The 22730-nt window shown below is 49.4% G+C and carries 15 protein-coding genes; 11 read left to right on the forward strand and 4 right to left on the reverse strand.

The annotated features are described in order from the left end of the window. Nucleotides 1-14 precede the first annotated feature (14 nt). Both M4D81_RS23140 and M4D81_RS23145 read right to left on the reverse strand, forming a co-directional pair. On the reverse strand, nucleotides 15-950 hold the full coding sequence (locus M4D81_RS23140; protein ID WP_260068173.1) for a hypothetical protein: 936 nt from the start codon (nucleotides 948-950) through the stop codon (nucleotides 15-17). Next, nucleotides 943-1095 carry a hypothetical protein gene (locus M4D81_RS23145; RefSeq protein WP_164817485.1) on the reverse strand — a complete coding sequence of 51 codons (153 nt, stop codon included), beginning with the start codon at nucleotides 1093-1095 and terminating at the stop codon, nucleotides 943-945. The genes M4D81_RS23140 and M4D81_RS23145 overlap by 8 nt, the downstream gene beginning before the upstream one ends. 315 nt (nucleotides 1096-1410) lie before the next feature. On the opposite strand from M4D81_RS23145, the gene M4D81_RS23150 reads away from it, so the two are divergent. The 7 genes from M4D81_RS23150 (at nucleotide 1411) to M4D81_RS23180 (ending at nucleotide 15340) form a co-directional block, all read left to right on the forward strand. Then, nucleotides 1411-3198: a vWA domain-containing protein gene (locus M4D81_RS23150; RefSeq protein ID WP_260068174.1), complete on the forward strand. Its 1788-nt coding sequence runs from the start codon at nucleotides 1411-1413 to the stop codon at nucleotides 3196-3198. 99 nt (nucleotides 3199-3297) lie between these two features. Beyond that, nucleotides 3298-6687, forward strand: a complete 3390-nt coding sequence (locus tag M4D81_RS23155; protein WP_260068175.1) for a tubulin-like doman-containing protein — start codon at nucleotides 3298-3300, stop codon at nucleotides 6685-6687. Nucleotides 6688-6690: 3 nt separating this feature from the next. Continuing rightward, nucleotides 6691-9075, forward strand: a complete 2385-nt coding sequence (locus tag M4D81_RS23160; protein WP_260068176.1) for a transcription initiation factor TFIID — start codon at nucleotides 6691-6693, stop codon at nucleotides 9073-9075. Nucleotides 9076-9112: 37 nt separating this feature from the next. Next, nucleotides 9113-10378 carry a vWA domain-containing protein gene (locus tag M4D81_RS23165; RefSeq protein ID WP_260068177.1) on the forward strand — a complete coding sequence of 422 codons (1266 nt, stop codon included), beginning with the start codon at nucleotides 9113-9115 and terminating at the stop codon, nucleotides 10376-10378. 17 nt (nucleotides 10379-10395) lie between these two features. After that, the gene (locus M4D81_RS23170) at nucleotides 10396-11037 is read left to right on the forward strand and encodes a beta-mannanase (RefSeq protein WP_260068178.1); all 642 of its coding nucleotides are present in this window, start codon (nucleotides 10396-10398) and stop codon (nucleotides 11035-11037) included. Nucleotides 11038-11111: 74 nt separating this feature from the next. Continuing rightward, nucleotides 11112-12371, forward strand: a complete 1260-nt coding sequence (locus M4D81_RS23175; protein WP_071220917.1) for a hypothetical protein — start codon at nucleotides 11112-11114, stop codon at nucleotides 12369-12371. Next, the gene (locus tag M4D81_RS23180; protein ID WP_260068179.1) at nucleotides 12371-15340 is read left to right on the forward strand and encodes a GAP1-N2 domain-containing protein; all 2970 of its coding nucleotides are present in this window, start codon (nucleotides 12371-12373) and stop codon (nucleotides 15338-15340) included. The genes M4D81_RS23175 and M4D81_RS23180 overlap by 1 nt, the downstream gene beginning before the upstream one ends. Before the next feature lie 70 nt (nucleotides 15341-15410). Here the strand turns inward: M4D81_RS23180 and M4D81_RS23185 are convergent, their stop codons facing one another. Then, nucleotides 15411-15761, reverse strand: a complete 351-nt coding sequence (locus tag M4D81_RS23185; RefSeq protein WP_260068180.1) for a winged helix-turn-helix transcriptional regulator — start codon at nucleotides 15759-15761, stop codon at nucleotides 15411-15413. 128 nt (nucleotides 15762-15889) lie between these two features. On the opposite strand from M4D81_RS23185, the gene M4D81_RS23190 reads away from it, so the two are divergent. Then, nucleotides 15890-16513 carry a nitroreductase family protein gene (locus M4D81_RS23190; protein WP_260068181.1) on the forward strand — a complete coding sequence of 208 codons (624 nt, stop codon included), beginning with the start codon at nucleotides 15890-15892 and terminating at the stop codon, nucleotides 16511-16513. A 102-nt stretch (nucleotides 16514-16615) separates the two neighbouring features. On the opposite strand, the gene M4D81_RS23195 is transcribed toward M4D81_RS23190, so the two are convergent. Beyond that, complete coding sequence (locus M4D81_RS23195; RefSeq protein ID WP_260068182.1) at nucleotides 16616-17254, reverse strand: nitroreductase family protein; 639 nt, start codon at nucleotides 17252-17254, stop codon at nucleotides 16616-16618. Between the two features lie 118 nt (nucleotides 17255-17372). On the opposite strand from M4D81_RS23195, the gene M4D81_RS23200 reads away from it, so the two are divergent. The 3 genes from M4D81_RS23200 to M4D81_RS23210 all read left to right on the forward strand — a co-directional run bounded on the left by M4D81_RS23200 (nucleotide 17373) and on the right by M4D81_RS23210 (nucleotide 22642). Continuing rightward, nucleotides 17373-17732 (forward strand): MerR family transcriptional regulator, encoded by a 360-nt coding sequence (locus M4D81_RS23200; protein ID WP_260068183.1) that lies wholly within the window; start codon nucleotides 17373-17375, stop codon nucleotides 17730-17732. 48 nt (nucleotides 17733-17780) lie between these two features. Next, nucleotides 17781-18152 carry a YybH family protein gene (locus M4D81_RS23205; protein ID WP_397376772.1) on the forward strand — a complete coding sequence of 124 codons (372 nt, stop codon included), beginning with the start codon at nucleotides 17781-17783 and terminating at the stop codon, nucleotides 18150-18152. 515 nt (nucleotides 18153-18667) lie between these two features. After that, nucleotides 18668-22642, forward strand: coding sequence for a glycosyl hydrolase family 18 protein (locus tag M4D81_RS23210; protein WP_260068185.1), 3975 nt, complete (start codon nucleotides 18668-18670; stop codon nucleotides 22640-22642). The last annotated feature ends 88 nt before the right edge of the window (nucleotides 22643-22730 follow it).

Below are 22730 nucleotides of genomic sequence, written 5' to 3' on the forward strand. Positions count from 1 at the left end.
ACGGTATAGCCCCTCTAATCCCATTTTTGAAAATCAGGGTCCGAGCGGTAGTGTTCATTATAAATGGCCGACACCCGGTCCCGCAGGCCGTTCCACGACAAGCCGGGATTGCGGCGTACGATCTGATACAAGCGGAGGAAGCGATATCTCGGCAATCCATCCGCATAGCGGCTAATGAAATCAGGGAAGGTATCGATGTATTTTTTCTTCCGTACCGCTGCCCCGGCGGCGTCGATCATAATCTGCCTGCCTTGCTCCATCCGCAAAATGTTGGATTCATGGTCGAGCAGGTATTGGATGGCTTTGCTGTTAATCAACTCGCGTTTAATTTTGGCGATTTCACCAATATAGGCGGCTAAGTCCGGATCAAACTCATCCAGCAATAACGGTTCGAGTTCAAGCTCCATATCCTTGCGCAAGCTGAAGCTTTGAAGGAGAACGATCTGCTGAAGACGGATGCGGTCATTTCGGACCAAAAAGGCAATTTCCCTGACGATTTCATACCCTAGCTGGGCATCTTCCTTGATGGCGGCAGAAGCCGTCGCTTTGTTCAGGTCAAGGCCTTCAAGAATCTGTTTTCGCTGACTTCTTATAACCTTGTCCAGAGCGTGCAAGTTCTCGGAATGCAGCACTCGCCGCTGGATCAGCCATAACCATACAAGCAGGGCCACCATACAAGCAAAGGAGATCACGATCTGCAAGAAGGTCTGACTAAGAAGCACGGCAGAGAGCCCTATTATATAGAAGAGAAGTCGGTCACTCTGCATGGAACGCTTGGCCATTTTCTCTGCAAGTTCCATAACGGGAACAAGGGCGTTGCGTTTACAGTGAGCGCAGCTGTCTTCCCAAAGAATCGTGAAATGGTGGCAATGTTTGCAAACCCTTAACTTTTGGTAGACATATCTCGTTTTTTTATAGGGGCGAAGTTGTACGGGTTTTTTCTTATCCATGCTGTTCCCTCTGTGAGTTTGCAACTTCAAGCAGAGTCTGATGCAGCTGCTCCGGTGTCGGGGCGTTCTTCTTACGCTTGAAGTAGGCCGTGATCTTGATGATGACAAAAAGAAACAAAATCCCGAGACATCCGTATGTAATCATATATCTATTCCTTTCGGCATCATATTTGTTCGAAAATGGCGGGTGAGGCTTGTGTCCTAAGTCCGGGTGGTACGACTGATTATGTTGAACTTTGGCAGGTATAATTATATCATATGGACATAGTGCTGGTATATTTTAGTGATTAGCATGGTATTTTCTATATAAATACACCAGAGAAATGGATGTTCCCGTTATTGTTTTTAAGCTTTCTTTCATGTAATTTTAAGGCTTATTGCCTACAGTTAGACTCATGGTCTGACAAACGAACCGAGGCATCCACCTGATGCTAGACTAAATGGATGAAGGAGTAATTCAATGTTACGTAAAAATAAATGGCTGCTCTCTTTGATGGCAGCGGTGCTGCTGACCCTGACCTGGAGCGGAGGAACCATGCCCCAGGCAATGGCTGCTTCGCAAGGCTCCAAGATTGATGCCGTACTGGTGATGGATGCCAGCAACTCCATGAAAAACAGTGATCCGGAGCGGATCAGCAGCGAAGCAATGAAGATGTTTATCGACATGCTGGCCACCACCGGCGACAAGGTCGGCGTCGTTTCCTATACCGATCGGATTCAGCGGGAGAAAGCCCTGCTTGAAATTCAGTCGGAGGCGGATAAAACGGACCTGAAGGAGTTTATCGATCAGCTTGATCGCGGCCCGTACACCGATATATCAGTAGGTCTCGATGAAGCGGTGAAAGTGCTGAAGCAGGGAATGAACCCGGCGCATGCGCCAATGATCGTTGTTTTGGCCGACGGTAACAATGACCTGGATCCAAACACAGGCAAGACGAGCCAAGAAGCGTCAGACCAGTTAGATCAAGCTGTCAAGGAGGCCAAGGGAAGCGGCATCCCGATATATACGATCGGGCTGAATGCCGACGGGAAGCTGAATAAAGAAACGTTGGCTGAATTGGCAAACCAAACGGGGGGCAAATCCTTCACTACCAGTTCGGCGGATGACCTTCCGCAAATATTAAGCGAGATTTTTGCCAGCCACCAGCAGCTCAAGATCGTTCCGGTACAGTCGATTACCGGCAATGGAAGCTATCAGGAAGTCACGGTCAATGTACCGAATGCGAACGTGCTGGAGGCGAACATCTCCATTATGTCTTCAAGCCCCGTGGACGTGAAGCTGGTTGATCCTGCCGGCGCTGAGCAGACTATTCCTTCAGCCAATGTACTGCGATCCACCTCCAATTCCTATTCGCTGCTGAAGCTGCTAAAGCCGCAGCAAGGTGACTGGAAGCTGCAGGTGAAGGGCGTATCTAAAGATAAAATCGACATTAACCTCGTGTTCAGCTACGACCTGGAGCTGATCATGGACCCTCCGCCACCTTCAAAGGTAAAGGCAGGAGACACGATCGATATTAAGGCCCATCTCGTCAGCAATGGACAGAAGCTGCAGGATCAGGAACAGTATGGCAATATGATGGCCAAGCTGTTGGTTAAGGATCTGGACACCGGGGACGAGTCAGAGGTGGAGCTTGAGAATAAAGGCGGCAGCTTTGAAGGGGATTACAAGATTCCGCAGAAGCACGACTACGAGCTGAGAGTACGGGCGGAGGAGCAGAGCTTCTACCGCGAAAGCGCGCCTGTGAAGATAAGCGCAAAGGCAGCAGCCGCGGGCTCCGGAAGCGGCGGGAAGGAGATGACTGCGGGCGAGGATGCGAAACCTTTTCCATTATGGCCCGTAATCATTGGCATCGCGGCGCTGCTCATGGTTGGGGCGGCTGCATATTTCATACTCGGCGCGATTAAGAAAGCGAACAAAGGCTTTGTCGGCCAGATCGTGATCGAGATCAGGGACGAGAACACCGGCGAGAAGACATTCCCGCAATACAAGAAGCTGACTTCGTTCAAAGGGAAGTTCAATCTGCATCAGCTTCTGCAGCTTGCTCCGGAGCTGAAGGAAACGGAGAAAATCCTGTTCATGCCGGGCAAGAACGACCGCATCATACTTAAGAACAATTCTTCAGCCGTGATTGAGAAATCCGGCCGCGCGCTGGATGCATCGAATGGCACGGAGCTTAAGAACGGAGACCGGCTGAGAGTTTCCCTGCAGCAGGCGGACAAAACGATATTATTTGAATATTTGGCTTAAAGTGCGTGTTCAAAAAGGGCTGCTTCCTGACTCACTTCTTATCAAAAGCGGACTTTTTGAACAACCTCTTAAAGCCATGACCTATCAGGAGGGGAAGTTATGAAACCGGTAGTAAGAGAACATATACAACAGCTTGACGTTTCACTTGGAGGCGGGATTGTCAGCGAGAAAATACGGGTGGATACCATCGACAATCCGATCCTTATCATCGGACTTGGAGGGACGGGGATCGATGCGCTGCTGCGCTTGAAATATCAGATTAACCGCCGTTTCAAGCTGCCGGAGGATCCGTTGTCCAAGAAGAGAATGGACAAGCCGGATAATGTGGAATTTCTGGCTTTTGAGACCAACGAACAGGATAAGAATAAACGCTATAAAGGCATCGGGCTTGATCCGATCAATGAATTCGTGCTTCTCTCCAATGCCGAGATTGGTGGCCTCCTCCAGAACCGCAGCATCCTGGAGCCGTATATTACAGATTGGCTGTCGCCAGAGCTGAGCATTACCGATGGCATGAACGGGGCAGCAGGCGTACGCCAAGCGGGCCGTTTGCTCCTGTTCACGAAGATTACGCAAGTGGTGCAGGCGATTGACAAGAAGATCAAGACGCTGTCGGTCGGCACGAACAAAAAGCTGATGGTTTTCCTGCTGACGGGATTGTCCGGCGGTACAGGCAGCGGCTGCTTCTTGGACATCGCCTATATCGTCCGCGGCATTATCGAACGCGACCACGGCTCTGCCGGCATCGACCGCGTGAACACCCTTGGCTATCTGTTTACGCCGGATATTAATCTGGCGAACAAAAGCTTGAGCGAGCATACGCGCGAATACATCAAGAAGAACGGTTACGCCGCTCTCAAAGAGCTCGATTACTGGATGAACGTGGATGCCAGAGGCGAGCGGTTCAAGCAGCAGTACGGCAACATCCTGAACGTGAACTCCCCGCTGCCTCCGTTTAATCTGTGTCATCTGATTTCCGCTACGAATACGGAAGGCAAGCTGCTGGAGAACGCCTATGATTACTGCATGAACGTTACCGCTGAGAACATCACAAACTTCATGGCCAGCGAGGAAAAACAGTCCGGCGAAGAGTTTGCGATCCATGACTATATCAGCAACATCCGCACCAATATCGCGCAGATGAACAAGGCGTACCCTGCCAATTACGACTACAACATTATCGGCGCATCTTCAGCTGTTCTACCGATTGAAGAGATGACCACTTATCTCGCGTACCGCGTTTTCGGCAAAATGCAAACCATGTTCGAGAAGGCGCCAAGCCAGGAGGACGTCGAGAAATTCGCAAGCAAGCTGGGCATCGACCTGGACTCGATGACGAAGAACTTCGAGTCCCGCGTGCCGGAGCCGCTCCCCGGGTATCAGAATAGCGAACGGCTCAGCTACGCGAACGTTGTGAAGAACCAGGTCATCAATATGGACACGGAGCTGGAGCAGAATTTCCTGGCGAGAGCCCGCGAGGAGTATATCAAAGCGAAGAAGCAGCTGCCGGGCGAGATCGTGGCTCAGTTCAGTGATCAAATCCGCCGCATGTTCCTGCATCCGCAGCAAGGACCGTTCTATGTGTCCCGGTTGATCTATACGGAGAAGGGCTTCAGCCTGCTGAAGATGCTGCTGTCCTACATCGAGGCGCTGCGCGAGAATCTGACCCGCATTCCCCGTGACATCGAGTCGGCCAGGGAACAGGCCATCGAACGCCTGGGCGATGCGAAGAGCGCTTTTGTCTCCAAGGATAAGAAGAAGAATATCTATATTGAAGCCAAAATCAACGAATATTGGCTGGAAGCCGATGTGGAACGCACCGAGCAGATGATTGAATTCTATGAGGATTTATACGATCTGCTGAATCAGGAGAATAACCGGATTTACAGCGTGTATACGGAAATTCTGAATGCATTGAATTCGATTTTCGCCAAGAACGGTGACATTCTCGTCAACGGGGAAGAGCAGCAGGACCATAAAGGGAATAGAACGTATTACTGGAACCTGGTCAGCGTGCCCGACATTTCCGACGTGATCAACAAAATCATGGATCAGAAGGATGTGGACGATCTCATCCGCGATTTCGCGCAGGAGCTGCTGAGCCATGCCAATCGTTGGACGCGGGAGCAGGAGATCGATATCGTCAGATCCATTTCGGAGTTTCTTACCGATAAATTCGGCGATCTGATCACCCGCTCGATGGAGGATTTCCTCGTCATGAAATTCGGGCAGGAGGATTCCATCGAAAAATTCGTCGAGCGCAACATCGCCAGCAAGCTGGATGACGAAGCCGTGCCGGTCTTCCATCTGAGCAACAGCGCAGGCAATCTGTACTTCCCTTCCTGGGGCTTCGTGTCCGTGCCGGTACAGGCACCAAGCATTCTGAAGGGGATTCGCAATTATCAGAACAATTCGGTCGGGAAGTCTCACTTCACCGTGAAGGAGAGCGAAGTGAAGAACCGGATTTTCTGGTTGAATACGAAGAACGGCGTGCCGCTGTTCGTCTATACGCCGCTTAAGGTTTATGAGGAAAGCTACGAACGCACGATCATGGACAAGGAAGGCGTCGGGCGTCACTTGGTTCAGACGGACCGCAACAATTGGACGTACCTGCCATCACCGATTCCCGAGAAATCCTGGGGGGATACCTACGTCAACCCGCGGGTTCAGGATTATAACGCCCGGGTACGCGCTGAATTTAACCAGGCGCTTGAGTTTAAAGTCATCATCCAGAAGGACGTTGACCAGAATACGAGCAGCCGCTATGCGGTCGTGTTTACGAAGCCATTTGATCTGAACGAGCTGCTTCGCGCTTATGATTTGCAGTTGGATAGTCCCAAGCCTAATCTTGGGGAAGTGAAGCGGGCATGGACCGAGCTGAAGCGGCTCTTGAACGAGGGGCTGGAACGGGTTGGCTCTAAGGATATTTTCAACAGCATCAACGAGGATATGGCCAAGGAGAATCTGATCCGTTCGCCGGAAATGATCCGCATCGTGCGGGAAGAGCTGAAGAAATATGCTGCCATCGCGGCCAAAATCACGGAATTTGAGCTCTTGATCAGCGACAATCAGAATGAAGAGAAATGGCTTGATCAATTCATCGAGGCGTTGTACACCGGGACGATCACCAAGAAGGGTGCGCTCTTCGTTTATGATCGCGATCCGGAGGAGGATTCCTGGGAGCCGTTTGCCAACCTGCTGAAAAGCGTGAACGACGTGGAGTATGAAGTTTACAAGCACTTCCGTCAGCTGGACGAGAAAAGCCGCAGCACGCTGCTTCGCAAATCCTCCCGCCGCGATCAGGAGCTGACCGCTTCCGAGGACATTACGCCGCTGCTCACGAAGCTGGAAGAATTGGCCGAGCGGTTCCTGGAAACGCGCGACCGGCTCGAATACGAGAAGGTGGAGCTTGCGGACGGTGAAGAGCGATACCAGTTCTACAGACAGGTATCTTCGAAATTAAACGACATCCGAAGAAGGTTGAAATAGACGATGAGGGAAATTCTTCGCCAGTATGCTGCCGGTTATGCCAAATCGGAAGAGCAGCTTACCTTGAAGGAGGATGATCAGAGCAGCATCCACTACCCGGAGGTATACTTGTTCATTGGCGACAAGACAGCGTCCGCCATCGAACCGATCATGGAAATTCATGACCGCAAATGGGATAACAGCGCAAGCGTCGTTTATTTTCATGTGGGAACGGACCGGAGCGGAAATCGGGAGCCGAAAGGCTCCGACTCCTTCGGTCGCCTTCATCGGTATCATCTGCAATTGCCAGCGTCAGACGGCTCATCCAAGTCCGCACGCAAGGAGCTGTATCAGGGCTTCCATCGGGACCAGCGCCACCTGGCCGGGTTGAATAAAGCGATTCGGAAGCTGAGCCACCACATTTCAGACTATGGACGCAGCTATTCATCCTTTGACCGGATTCATCTGTCTGTCATTACACGGGTCGACGACCCGTTCAATGTGTTTATACCGGAAATTTCATTACTGGCCGCATCCATCTTCCAGCAGTCATTCAAGTCGGTGCAAATGGATATGTATGCGCTCATTAATGAAAGGGAGCAGATTGATTCCTATGGTTATGCGAGCTCTGTGGGCGTTGCCTTCCTGCGGGAGTTGGAGCTGATGCAGAGCCGGGAATACAGCTTCTCCGCGCCGCTGCAGGTCACGGAGGATGGGCTGACCATTCCGGTCGTTCACCCGGCCTCGCCGCTGTTTGATCTGGTCTATGTGCTGTCCGATAAGAATGAACGCGGCATAACCGGATACGCAGGCATGCAGGATATCTATGATATCATCTGCCATCTGGGTTTGCTTAAGAACCGGAAGCAGAAGGATGAAACCTATGACGGCATCAGAGGTATTTATAACAATACGTCGTTCAAAAGCAATATCATGACCGAATCCGGCCGCCAAGGTTTTGTCTCCGCCGGCTTTGCCCGGGTGAAGAGACCCAACGAGCCGATTGCGCTAACGGTGCTCTATCATCTGTGCCGCGGACTTCTTCTTCGCATGAAGGGCGGGCCCGAACCGGAGGTTCATGAATGCCTGACCTACTTTGGTCTAAATCCGGAGGCCGTATCGGCAAGAGCGGATTTAATGCTGCCCAACCCGGAGCATCTGGACGGGCTAAAGGGTATGATGTCACACCCCGTCAGTTATGCCGGGCTGAAGCGGATGAACATTCGTGAAGCAGAAGAGGCATTGTTCGGGGATGGCTGCCGGCAATTTTTTCACAGCAATTACGAGCTGGAGGTCCAAAAGAGGCTTAGAGATATGAGTACTTCTGAGGAGCTTCAACGTGCGCTTCGTCGAACCTTGGCGGATCATCCGCAAATCGGTTGTTATCAAATCGTGAAGTGGACGAGCGACAAGGCGGGAGAGGGGATACTGCTTGAAGCGGTTCGTTCCCGAATCCGGGATCTCGGCAGCCAACTGAAGAGCGAGCAGGACGGACTCAACCGCTATTATGAGGAAAGCGTGGAAAGTCAGCCGTTCAAGAAGCTTCCTTTTCGGGATAAGCAGAATGTGCGCCATTTCATTCGATATTTCGTGGGCGAGGTTTATAGACGCAAATATGAGCTTTTGCAGCTGGAAACGGAGCTTGAGCTTTACAGGTTGTATGAGACGGAGCTCGAACGGATTCACCGTCAGTACAAGCAGCAGGCGAACATGCTGGACCAGCTCGAAGCGGAATTGCTGGAAGCAGCCAAGTCGAGCATCCGTACCGCAGATGATTATATCGGCCAGAACCTGATGGAGTATTATGGCCTGGTCACGGAAGAGCTGATGCTGGAATTGGAGAGCAAGCGCGGTCAGGGTGTATTCTTCGAGGAACGGTATGTCGGCAATCTCTCCATCGTTACGCCTGAAGGGATCGAACCGATCCTGTCGAGCATGATCCGGGTCTGTTTGAGGGATCTATTGACGGCGGAGCCGTTCGTGCAGACTTTCGAGGAAGAACTGCTGCGGCGGGCGAACGTAACCATCGACTACAATAACAAACAGGTGCTTGCCAAGGAAGATCTGTTTAAGGTGCTTTACCGGATGCTGGAGGAGAACTCCGTTACGCTGGTTAGACTGCTTGACTATACGCAGGAGCATCGATACGAGGAGAAATACTTCTTCGGCGATGCCGACAGCGAATTCGTCCGTTACGCGATCCACGCCGATGAAGCTTTAAGGGTGTACAAGCTTGGCATCGTGCATGAGAAGCGCTCAAGCGGGGTTGAGAAGCTGAACCTGATGGGAGGTTTCCACTTGGAGGATCTGATGTACTACCGGACTGGCAAAACCTACTACGAGACCTATACGGCAAACGGTTATGAATTTCATGGAATGGAACCGGTGCAACTTCCCGAGCTGCGCTAGCGTTCTTAGATTCTGATACAGAGAGTAGGCGTGTATTGTGCAACGAAAAATAAACCCTCTCCTGCTGCTGTTTAGTCTAGTCGGTGGGGGAATCGGATTTGCCATTGGGGAATTTTTGCTCCGCCAGTGGGGTACAGGGCTTCCCGTCATCGTGGTTACAGGAATCTATTTCGGAATTTTGGCCTTGTGCATCGGATTGGCCTGCTTCATCGCAGAACTGATTTCCCCTCGTTTGAATGGGAGCTCATGGAGACAGCGATATACAGGCACATCATGGAAGCTGCTGATTCCATCCACTTTGGTGGCCCTGTTCCTGTTAGGTATGCTGTTTGAGTGGGTGTATCAGTTGAACCCGGGCAGCGCCAAGCCCGTGAAGGACATCGTGCTGATCATTGATAATTCAGGCAGCATGAAAGATACGGACCCGAATCAGGACCGATATACGGCGGCCAAAAATCTGATCAACCGCATGGACGAGGATAACCGTGTATCGGTGATGGTGTTTGATCATGCAACAACGTTACTGCAGCCGTTTACGCGTGTGAAGAACCAAGAAACCAGGGATGAGATCATCGCGGAAATCGACGGTTTGGCAACGACCGACGGTGGCACGGACATCAGTCTCGCGCTGGAGGATACCATGACGCATATCCAAGAGAGCCATGATGCCGCTCGAAGCGCCATGGTCATTATGCTGTCGGACGGCTTTAGCGAAACGGATCATGCGCGTGTGCTTGCGGAATACAAGGAGCAGCAAATCGCGGTGAATACGATTGGCCTCAGCCTTGTGAACCCGGACGGTGCCCAACTGCTTCAGACGATTGCCGCCGAAACGGGCGGGCAATATTACGATGTGCAGAACGCGGCAGATTTGTCTTTTGTTTTCCAGAAAATCTATGACGAAGTCGGGGAGCGTTCCCTGTTGACCAAACGTACGGGCGTTATGGAAGATAGCGTTTATTATCAGATTGTAAGAATCGCTGTGATGCTGCTCATTGGCGCTGCCATGGGCCTTGCCCTCGGCATTGTGTTTGATAACCGCCATCTCGCGCTTAGCTTCAGCATCGGCGGAGCGGTATCCGGCGTGCTCGCAGGCGTTGTTCTGGAATATGGCCTATCCGGGGTAGAAGTGGGGGATGCCTCCATTCGTATGCTGGCCTGCTTCATCCTAGCAGGAGTCATCGCCTTGTTTACGTTGGTGATCCCGGTTAAGGAGAACAGCAGGATCATTCGCAATGAGCAGCGGCCGGGCCGAACGGGACGAGGACAACGGCCGAATGATTCAACAAGCCGAGGATTTTAAAGCAGGGGGCGTTCGATATGCGTTTTAAAAATGCGGAGCCCGGAGAATGGGTCATTCAGGGATTAAGCTATCAGTTGGAAGATGGTTTCTGTACGCTCCGCTGGAGCTGGCCGCCAGGTCTTCAGGCGGTATACATTCACCGCGAGATGGATGATGGATTTGGTCCGCCCGCTGGAGCTTTGGAGCCTGGCAGCCTGCGTCTGTATACCCGAGACGAGTACAAGGCGAACAATGGGTATCGGGATCGGGTGGACGGAATAGGTCAGATTATGTACACGGTGTATGCCATGTCTTCCGAAGACGGAGAGATGGCCTTAATCAGGCAGCCGGATGAAGCGAACAGCATTCAGTTCAGCACCGGCAAAGCCATGCTGGCATACTCCATCCGCGAAAAGAGCCGCTGGCTGCAGCCCTATAAGACGATTGAAATTCAGGTGACGGCGGAAGTGCCGGTACCCAAGGACGTTTTATGTTACGTAAAGAAGCAGGGGGCTTATCCGGTTAACAAGGAAGACGGCATCTTGTACCCTTTCGTTACGGATTTTGCAGCGGGGCGCAACGAATTGCCTGCGATCGAGGTGGGCAAGAACGATTATATTCGCTTGTTTTTTACGGATGGCAAGAAGTATGGACAACGGTATGAGCTCGTTTATAGATAGAGAAATCGAACACACAGCAACCACGATGAACGCGTCAGTGTGTAATTCATAGGGTTCAGAGGGAGGTACGAAAGATGGGCATTTTTGATATATTCAAGAAAAAACCGGAGCCGGAGCCAAGGCCGCTGTTCTATGACATTGTGTGCCCTTACTGTTTCAGTAAGTTTGCTCCGAAAGAGGTTGTCTTCCGGGCTGCCCACGACCGAGAGGATGACGAGGACTATGCGCTTGGGGAAGATGATGAGCTGAATCGGTACCGTGAACGCTTTGGGCTGGATTCGGTGTATGATATCGAAGCGATTATCCGTCCGAGCGACATACCGGAGGAGCAGCATATTTATTCGGATCACGTGCTGGTTGGATTGAATGACCGTTACGGCGTCGTCACGCGCAGACGGTTGTGCCCGAAATGCCACAATGAGCTTCCGGTAACCGCCGGAAAGGTGCCAAGCAACATTATCTCGATCATCGGTGCTTCGCAAGTGGGCAAGTCGGTCTATATGACTTCGCTCATTCATACGCTGCAGCATACGACGGCAGATCATTTCGATGCGGCCTGCATGCCGCTGAATGCCGAGATCAGCCGCAAGTTCCGTACCGGCTATGAGGAGCCGTTATTTGAGCGGGGAGATTTGCTGGCGTCTACGCAGAAGGAGAAGATGCAGGAGCCCTTCATTTTCCAATTCGTGTTCAAGGACGAGTCCAAGCCGCCGTTAACGCTCGTATTTTTTGACGTGGCGGGCGAGGGCATGGTGGACGAGGATTATTTGGGCCTTCACGGACAGCATATCAAGAATTCCGCGGGTATTCTGTTTATGGTGGATCCGCTTCAAATCCGCTCCATCCGGGAGAAAATCCGTCTGAAATTCGGTGACCAGCCCGGTGAATGGGTGTCCCAGTATGATGAGCCGCGGGATGTCGTGCTGACGATGTTCGGCGATTTCATCGCTTATGAGGACAAGGGCAAGACGGATATTCCAACGGCCGTCGTGCTGACCAAGAGCGACATGCTTCACGCGCTTAAGGACGAGGATGGCGAATATGTGAAGCTGAACAGCAACATTTTTAACAATGTGGTGCACCGCAAGCATATGAATTTGACCGAGTTTGAAAATATTGACGGCGAGATCCGCCGTTTTATCGAGAAGGTGGACCGTCCGTTCAAGGGGACGATGGATGTATACTTTTCGAATACTGCATATTTTGCCGTGTCGGCTCTCGGCAGCAACCCTGTCGACCAGAAGCTGCAGAGCGTGGTCAGCCCGATTCGGGTGGATGAACCGTTCATCTGGCTTTTGTACAAGCTGAAGTATATTCAGGGGAGGGAAGACTAGTGCCGGATTTCCCATCCCGAACCATACAACAGCAAATGTACACGCGGGAGCGCCGGGGCATATTCCGTTCAGCCGAAGGCTTTGATACAGTGGCTCGTTCGTCCGGATTGGAGGCCTCCTTTATCAAAAAGGTGCTGCATCCCTTTTGCCAATACGAAGCTCCTGCCGAGCTGACGGCACGCAGCGAGAGGGAAGCGGCAGCTTATCCGGCCGCCCTTCATCTGTTCCATACGGAAACAGGAGAAACGGTGCTGGGGCGCAGCGTGTTTCAGCCTGCGGACTTTACGGGACTTCGCAGTGCCTTTTTTACGCATCACTATGTCATTCCCGACGGTTTTCTTGAAGATGAGCATTCCGCTTATCAGACCTGGCTGCAGGCCTCCTTTGCCGATCACTACGATATTGAAGAAGGCGTTGATCTGCCGCAGCTTCCTGCCATTCCGGTTCAAGGGGATTCTCCAGCCGCGATTTCATATAAGAAGGCGCCAGCTTTATTGCAGGAGCTTGGGATCGACGAGAAGGTATTCAAGCAGCTGCTCTATGCATGCATATCCGCGGCTGCCGGGAAGAAAAAGGTATATATCGTTCTGGATGTCCCGGTGGAACAGTTGTCCGCGAAGGCGGAGCAGCTGCTCTTTGTGTTGTTTGGCCGATTGCCCTATGCGCTGCGCCAGGTGCTTGGATTCGTAACCTATGCCAAGGAGCCGCAGAGCAAGAAGGGACTTCACCTTATGTTCGTGGAGAAGGGCAGCCTGCGTCTAAGCGACCGCAGCATCGAGAAGGATTATTTGTTTGAGCTCGCTGCCGGCAGGGTCATCAATGCCGATCTGAAATGGTCCGAGCAGCCTTATCTTGATTTTGCATGGGAAACGCTTTTGGACCCGGATCGCTCCGAGCGCTTTTTTGCCTTCGCCGAGCAGATGCTAGCCGATATGGAGCCGGGTCTGGGGATCTTGCTGGACAGCTACGATGATTTATGTGTGCTGTTCCAGATTGAAGAAGGCCAAGAGGGCTTGTACCATGAGCATAAACATGCCGTGCTGCGCGCAATGCTGCTTTATTTGAAGCCGGCAGGCGCTCTTGCTTCTAAGGGACGGCTGGATCAGCTGTTCCACGCCCTGTTTGCCCAGGAATTCGAGCTTGTCAAAGGCGGACATGTTCCGGATGCAGCGATTGCCGGTTTCGTTAGGGATTATCACGGCATCAATCCCCGGCAGCATCATGATCTGATTGTGGAATATTTTATCCGCTCATTAAATAACGCCTTATCGAAGCGGCGTCAGGATGTGACCGAGGCGATTTATGACTTGCTGGAGGGCAGCCCGGCCTTAAGCCGAGCTTTCTACGCCAGGGTGCTGACCAATCCGGGACTGCCGGCATTGATGTTCGATCCGTACATGAAAAAGCGCATGCAGCAAGCGGCGTCGCCTACAGACTTGGTAGATCTGATCGGCTTGTGGGTTCGGAACCACCCGCTCCTGCTGGAACAGGAGAATTACATCAGGTTAGCCGAAGCCCAACTTGTCGATAAGCTTAAGCAGGATTTGGATCCGGTGAGAGCGGTCAACGCCGTACTGGACCAATTGGATTCGCTGGAGCACCATCCTCAGAAGGGAATCGGTCGTTACCAAGGTGGGACTGCATTTGCAGACCGGTTGATATATGCGGCAAACCTTTTCCTCTTGCGTGAGTTGGAGCCCGAGCAATTAAGCCAGAAACAGCTGCTGGATATCGGCTTTCTGCAAATGCCGAAGGAGTTCAAGGGCTGGGTAGAGCGGTTTGATTCCCGGATTCGGTCCAAAGCCGCGGTCATGCTGGCCCTTCACCAATGGTCCAGCCGACAAGAAGCAAGAGTGGAGGTGCTGGAGGATCTGTCAGCCGAGGAGCGGGAACGAACCCAGCAAATCATGCGGAAATGGCTGCAGAACCATGTGGTGCCACCCCGATTTGATAGCATTACCCTAGCCTTTTGCACGGAGATTCGTTCCAGTGCCGTAGACTATCGGGGCCTGCTTGATTATTTGCACAGATACGTTAACAGTCCGGAAGTGGTATACCAGTATATGAAGTGGTCTGCCGAGCAACCTGTATTCGTTAGACCGCGGGGACTTGTTCCGGCTTATGCCACCGCCATCGTTGATTATTTCAAAACCTATGATCGTGAAGCCTTCAAGAATAAGGAATATGCGAAAACGTATTTCAATTCTCCCGCTCCAATCCTTAAACCGGTGTATACGAAGGTTAGGGCCGAATTAGCTTCGCCGTTGGTGCGATGGATTCGACAGCATTCGCGGTTCGTAAAAATCACGTCATCTTTGCTTGCGGTGATCGTTATTGCTGGCGCTGTCTTCATGATGATCCAAAACGGCAAGGGACCTGCGGATGGCAGTGCCGATCCGAATCCGGTCACTACCCCTCCGGTTACCGCACCTCCGGCTTCTTCTGATACCGTCCCTGAAAAGCCATTACTGACGGCGACGGTGGTGGAGGAAGGTGAGCAGGAGGGCAGGACCGAGCTGAGTTTCCATTTTAAACAGCCGGCAGCTTGCCGGGATTTCAATGTGGACGAGCTACAGATTGTAGGCAAGGATGCAAGCACGTTGTTTGAAGCTGCCAGCCCTGAATTAACGCGGGTATGCGCGGATGAAACTACAGGCGAAGCGGAAGCCGATCCATCAGGAACAGAGATTGAATCAACAGAAAATCAAACGGACCCGAATACTGGGACTACAGAAGGGGAAGACTCGTCTGATCCTGCTGAAGGTGAAGCTGTGCAGTCATCGGAGAGCGTTGGTGACGCTCAGGAAAACCAGACTTACTCAAGTCAGGTCACCGTGAAGCTGGATAAGCCGCTTGACGTGTCCCTAGTCGAAAAGGTTGTTGTGGATGGCGTCTCGTATGAGCTGTCCGACGAAAGCGCGCTTTCGGAAGAGCAGACTCCGGAGAATGAGACGGATGAAGGAGTTTAATATAGAAAACGAGCAGACGATCATTCGTCTGCTCGTTTTTTTTTCGAAGCCTCTTTATATGCACGACCGCCTATTTATGCTGGCAGCAGATTTGTTCTTCTGTTTCGAGGTTTTGTACGGTTGCGTAGGTGTTGCCCCATTCACACATTGTATTTAATACAGGCACGAAGGATTGGCCCAGCTCAGTTAAACTGTATTCTACCTTAGGCGGCACTTCTTTAAATACTTCTCTTCGGACAAGCTCATCTCTTTCCAGCTGCTTTAATTGCTCGGTTAAAACTTTCTGCGTTATGGTTGGCATGAGCAGAAAGAAATCCTTGGTTCTCCTTGGTTTTTGACTCAGAAAAAAGAGGATTAAACATTTCCACTTTCCTCCTACCGTATTCATAAAAATATTGATTCCCGTATTGAGACCATTCATTATGGATTCCTCCTAAATAGGCACATAAAGGTGGCTAACCCACTTTATTGTGCGTTATTTTCTGCCACTTTACGGTCCATTATAATCGGAATGTGAAGCAAATAAAACATTTGGAGTGAGTGAGCACAATGAGTGTGAGAGAGATATTGGAACAAAGACGTTCTGTCAGATATTATGATCCCCATTATAAAGTGGAATCGGAAACGTTAGCTGCTTTGATTGAAGGAGCCAGCCAATCGCCGAACGGAAACAATATTCAAGCGACACGGTACCTGGTTATAGACGACCCGAAGTTAAAAAACTTGTTACTCCCCATTGCCTTTCATCAGCAACAGGTAGTAGAAGCATCCGTACTAATCGTTGTACTGGGCGATTATCAAGCATTTGAAAAAGAAAACATTATAAATATCCATGAAGATGGATTCCAAAAGGGTTATTTTGACGCAACATTAAGAGACTATTTAGCCAACGCGGCTATCCAATATTATTTAAATAAATCAAAAGAAGATTTAAAGCTCGAATTAGTAAGAGACGCAAGCCTGGCGTCCATGTCGTTAGTCTTACTGGCGAACGAGGCGGGTCTTCATACGATTACCATGTCCGGGTATGATTCCGAACAGTTAAAGTCGGCCTTACAGATTTCTGACAGGTATGAAGATGTGATGCTTATAGCCATTGGGAAAGGAATTAAACAAGGTCATAAAACCGTTAGACACGATGTGGACAAAATCATTTATACAAACAAAATATAATTCATGGAATGAAATATTAGTTATACGAAGCCAAAGCAGCCGATCACAATGATCGGCTGCCTTTTTCTTATTGATTGATGGTGAATCGATTACGGATAATGGTTACCTCCAAAATGTAATCTTGTCAGAGCTTAATCGAACGGACTCATGCCCATTTTCTTTGGCTTTTCCTAATGAGATGATCATGACAGGAGCATAGCGTTCTTCATCTAAATCGAATGCTTTTGCTAGCTGATCAGCTTCAAAGCCTGCCATTGGATTCGTATCATACCCGTGTGCACGAGCTACTAACATGAATTGCATGGCAAAGAGGCTGCTATCGACTTTTGCAATTTCAACTTTCATTTCTTTTGATAGTGTCGGAAACAGGGATAGAATGGTTTCGAGTTGACGATCTCGTACTTCAGCTGGCATTTTTCCTTGTTCCACAGCTGTATTGTAAATTTCTTCAGCATATAAATAGCTTTGGGTATCGCCAAAAAGTAATAACATGGCTGATGAAGTATCATTCTGTAACGTATTGAACCTCACAAGAGGTCTTAGCTTTTCTTTTCCTTCTGGAGTATCGATCACAATTACACGCCAAGGCTGCATATTTGCAGAGGATGGAGCCAAGCTGGCTTCCGAAATCATGTCGCTTATCTCTTCTTTCGATATTTTAATGTTCTCGTCATAATTTCGAACAGAACGTCGGCCCATAACGATATTGGCGAAATCGTTGTTTTGAATATGGTTAAACATAGAACCTCTCCTTTTGATAACATAGATTTTTTTGACAATGTGTATGTCGTTCGTTATCATATTTCGTATTATGAACTATGAACCTAGGTTTATAGCAAGAAATAAAAGAGGTCCTATTATGAAAATAAACGATGTATCAAAATTAACGGGTCTGCCCATATCAACATTGAGATTCTATGAACGTAAGAACCTGATTCCGGACAGCTTTGTTAAAAGAGATGCAAATAATTATCGTGTTTATTCTGAAGACATTGTAGAGTTTCTATATGATGTGAAGACACTTTTATCCGTAGACTTTTCGATAGAAGAATTAAGTTTGTTGGTAAATCAACAACTTAACTTGTCATACGAGGCAAAGACGGCAATGATTGAACAAAAAATCAAAGAAATTGAAGAGATCCAGAAGCGATTGAAAAAATCGAAGAAGTTCTTGAATGCCGTTTTGGAAGGAAAGGCAAATTTTCAAACCAAGTGTTAAGGAAATTATTATTTTATAACTTATATGCCTAGTTGAGAGATGGGAGGTGTGGAACAATATCAAAAGGCACTTGAGGCATACATAGCGGCCACGAATACGCATGATTTTGACAATGTAGCCCGGCTGCTCGACGGAGAAGCGGTCTATTGGTTTTCGGACAGGAGCTGTCATACGTTGGATGAGATTCGGGCCTATTTCGAACATGCTTGGCATGTTATTCAGGATGAGGTGTACCGGGCGGAGGATGTAGAGTGGATCGCGAGCGATGCTCATACGGCGGTATGCGTCTATACCTACCACTTCGAGGGTTATCATCAGGGAACATTTACGTCCGGAAGCGGGAGAGCAACGAATGTGTTCGTTCGCCATGCCGATGGTATATGGAAATTAAAGCACGAGCATTTGAGTTCGATTCGATGAATCGGTTGGATATCATTGCATAAATAAAAGAAAAAGAGTCCTTGGAGGGCTCTTTTTCCATTTGTAAAGATTGCAGGCCCTGACAGATCCAATCCAGGTTGAATTTATTAACAGAATATAAAATTACAAGAATTTATCCCGTATTTATGGAAATGTATCCCTTCTCAATCGATAGTGTAGGTTCCATGATACAAATATATGAATATTTATTGAACTCGAATGAATTCATGAAAGGAGGCTGTAGTAGAGCGCTCGGACAGTGATTCCATCATGAGTAGAAAGGGGGGAACTGAACTCTACATAGTTGAGCTGGAAAAATTAGTAACCGCTTTCAATAGAAGTTTGATTTGTGCGATCTGCGAAATTAGGCAAGTCATCAAAGAACCACCCGATGACACCGAGGGACAGACATCCATCGAAATGCTGTATCATTTGCAATCGAAATTCAATCAACAGAGGTGAAAACGGTGACACCCTTTCTAACGAAAAAGCACCCAAAATGGGTGATATGTTTCTTGGCCCTTATTCTCATTTTTACGCCACTGCTTAATGCGCCTGCTTCCTATGCGGCAGAGGGCGCTCCTTCCTCAGAGATTCCCGCCATTAGCTCCGAAATCGACCCGGCAACGGTAACGAGCTCGACCTATGGAGCTCAAGATCCGCTGGCACCTCAGAATCTGCGCGTAGTTCAAGACACAATCACTGCCACTGAAGCAATGATTCAATGGGATTATGACAAGAATAATCCTCAACACACGTTTGAAATTGATGTGTGGAATGCCGTTGACGATGCATGGTATACATGGGGTAACGGCGGAAGCCGGACTCTTGATAACTTAAAACCCAATACAACTTATAAACTTTACATTACCTGGTATGAGAGACCTTCTCAAGGACCGGCACAAAGACATAAGAGTAATGTAATAGAATTCACTACTTTGGACGGTGAGGTCAAACCTCCGAAAACGTCTGCTCCTCAGAATCTCCGATTAGTTGAGGTCACGCATAACCAGGCAATCTTTGAGTGGGATTTCCTTAAGGGGGACAAGAATGATATCGATGTCTGGAATGCAGACACGGGTGCTTATATCACATGGGGAAATTTAACCACCCACGCCGTTACAGGGCTAAGTCCTGAAACAACCTATCGCATATATATTACCTGGTATGATCATAGGCCATCCAAAGACATGAAAAGTAATATTCTTGAATTCACGACCACTGCGGATCAAACCGTATATGAACAAGCGCCGATAGCACCGCCAAGTTATTTGAAAGTTACAGATATTTCTGAGGGAACAGTAACTCTCCATTGGGGAGAAAGCTCGGATGCCACTGGATATGAATTGTATATAGACGACAACAAAGTCGAGACATTGGGCACGGTGACGTCGGTCACATACTCCCTGGATCCAACAGCAAATCGTAATTATACCTTTGAGGTTACTGCCGTTAAAGCAATCCAAGGACAGACTTCGGAAACCTCTGCGAAGAGTAATGCCGTCAAACTGAAATGGGGAGAGCTTGCTAAACCTGAGGGGCTGCAGGTTGTTTCATCCACGAGATCTACGGCAGCATTGGGGTGGGCGCCAGTTCCAGGGGCTACAGGCTATCATATTTATCAAGATGGCACGAAGATACAAACGAGCAATGAGAGTCGGTATTTGGCTGCTAAACTACAAGAAGGCAAGTCTTATTCATACCAGATTAAAGCCTTCAACAGACTGTGGACATCACCTATAAGTGAAGAAGTTACGGTTGTACCCGGAAGCAATTACAACAATATTACTTACTACACATCATGGTCAGCACTTCCATCCGAGCGGAATTTCTATCCATCTGACATTGATGTTTCTCAGGTAACCCATATTAATTATGCGTTTGCAGATTTGTGTTGGAAGAAATTCGGAAGTACAGTGAGAGCATGCGAAGACCCGAATGTCCCTTTACAAAATAGATACGTTTATGATGGTGAGATGATTATTGGAGATCCAGAGAACGATTTCAAGAACTTCCAAGCGTTTGATGGCATCAAGGCATCCAACCCCCACTTGAAGCTCATGATTTCGGTAGGCGGCTGGTCTTGGTCCAACAACTTCTCTAATATGGCGAAGACCGAAGAAACTCGCCGAGCCTTTGCGAACTCTGCGGTTGATTTCCTTCGCGAATACAAATTCGATGGTTTGGATATCGACTGGGAATACCCGGTTGAAGGCGGGGAAGATGATAACTCCAGAGGACCGGAAGATACGGAAAACTTCACATTATTAATGAAAACCGTACGTGAGGCATTGGATGCAGCTGGTTCCGAGGACGGGAAATATTATCTGCTGACGATTGCTTCAGGGCAGGGAGACAATTTTGTTAAAAATGCCGATCTTGCAAATTCCGTGCAATATCTTGATTTCATCAATATCATGACTTACGACTTCAGCGGAAGCTGGGAGACGCTGGGTCATCATAATGCACCGCTGTTCTATGACAAAGAGCATCCAAAAGCAGCATCATCCGCTCCAAGAAATCATGTGCTTGGCGGTTTGTTAGGACATCTGAACGGTGGGGTGCCGACGCACAAGCTGATCGCCGGTGTTCCCTACTACGGTAAGGGATGGGATGATTGTCCACCAACGGGTCAATATCAAACTTGTAAGGGTGGCTCCTCATTAAAAACTTGGGAAGCGGGAGTTTTTGACTTCAGCGATCTCGAGAATAACTACATCGACAAGAACGGCTATAAAAGATATTGGAACGAATCCGCCAAGGTACCTTACCTGTACAACGATCAAAATAAAGTGTTCATCACCTACAACGATAAGAACACCATGAAGTACACCGCTTCTATCGTGAAGTCGCTGGATATTGCCGGCGTCATGAGCTGGGATATCAGTGGCGACCGCAATAAGACGCTGACGACTCAACTCATTAACGACTTGCCGATCGACGGCAAAGTCAATGCTTCAGCACTTCCGGCTCCGGCGAATCTCTCAAAGGTAAGTGTCGGCGCAAGCTCCATTCAGGTGAAATGGGATGCTGTGGCAGATGCAACGGGATACGAAGTATATGTGAATCATGCTTTGTCAGGCTCGGTTATAGAGAATAGTTACACCGTGAATGGCCTTAGTTCTCTGACAAACTACAAGATTCATGTGCTAGCGGTAGATCGAACGGGGGATGAGATTAACCGCGTCTCCAGCGCTTCGAATCTGCTTAGCGTAACAACTTCAAGCAGCGGTTCCGGTGGATCTGACGGTTCCGGCGGATCAGGAGGCGCTGGAGGATCTGGTTCACCAACGCCTTCGAAGCCACAACCGCCTAAAGCCAACGATCAGCTAGAGGCAAAAGTCACGCTTCTTGGCGATAAGGCTGTCGTGACCCTACCTACAGCTGCAGCTGTTAACAGCATTAACCTTTCGGATTCCTCCAACTTCCAGATTCATGCGGGTGCAGGTGCGAAGCAGGTTGAGGTTGAGATTCCGCAAGAAGTCATCGCTGCCGTTGCAAAAAAAGGAGCCAAGGCCAGTCTCTCCATTATCGTGAACGGGACAGAATACCGGATTCCGGCTTCGCTGATTACGGTTCCCGGCCCTGTGAAAGTCTCGATTGTTTCTCCAAAGGCTGCCGATGCAGCGGGCGTGGAGAAACTGATGAATGGAAGAGAAGTGCTAGCTACTCCGCTGTTGTTCAAGCTTGAGCAAATCAACGCGGATAAGACAACGACCGAACTGAAACATTTCGGCAAAACCCATGTCAGCGAATTTGTGACGTTAGACGCGAAAAAGCTAAATGTAAAACGTGCCACCGGAGTGGTTTATATACCACGTACCCATGAGCTTCGATCCGTTCCGGCCTTGTTTAAAGTTAACGCGGATGGTACGGTAACGATTGAAATCAAGAAAACCGGCAGCGGTATTTATGCCTTGCTTCAGCAAGATATCCGGTTTAGTGACGCGATCCCTTCATGGGCACGAGAAGACGTTGCGCAGGCTGCTGCCAAGCTGATCGTATCTGGTGCAAGTAACGGATCTTTTGACGGTAATCAACCCATTACCCGTGCCGAAATTATATCCATTGTGGTGAAGGCGCTGGGGATTCTGCCTGATGACAGTTACTCCAACTTTAAGGATGTAGATCCGAAATCCGGATATGCCAGAGAGATTGCAGCTGCGAAAGCGGCAGGGTTAGTGAAAGGACGCTCAGGCGATATCTTTGATCCAAACAGCTTGATTACGCGTGAGGAATTGGCCGTTATGCTAAGTAATGTGCTGGATTATGCCGGCAAGAAGAACGAAGCGAACCAAGGATTGTTAAACAAATTTAAAGACAACGCCAAGGTTTCATCCTATGCGAAGTCGTCCGTCACCTTCGTTGTGGAGCAGAAGATTATGCAAGGCGTATCGGCCTCCAAGCTGGATCCGCAATCCCATGTAACCAAAGCTCAGACGGTGGTAACCGTCATGAGATTGCTGCGGGCAGTGGGTTTATCTAACTAACATGGATTCGTAATACAATGGGATGTCTCGCAGGCGAGTTTTAACACTGCCTGGAGGCATCCTCTTTTTTTGATATGGAGTTATAGCC

Source organism: Paenibacillus sp. p3-SID867 (assembly GCF_025142895.1).
Taxonomy (GTDB): domain Bacteria; phylum Bacillota; class Bacilli; order Paenibacillales; family Paenibacillaceae; genus Paenibacillus_AQ.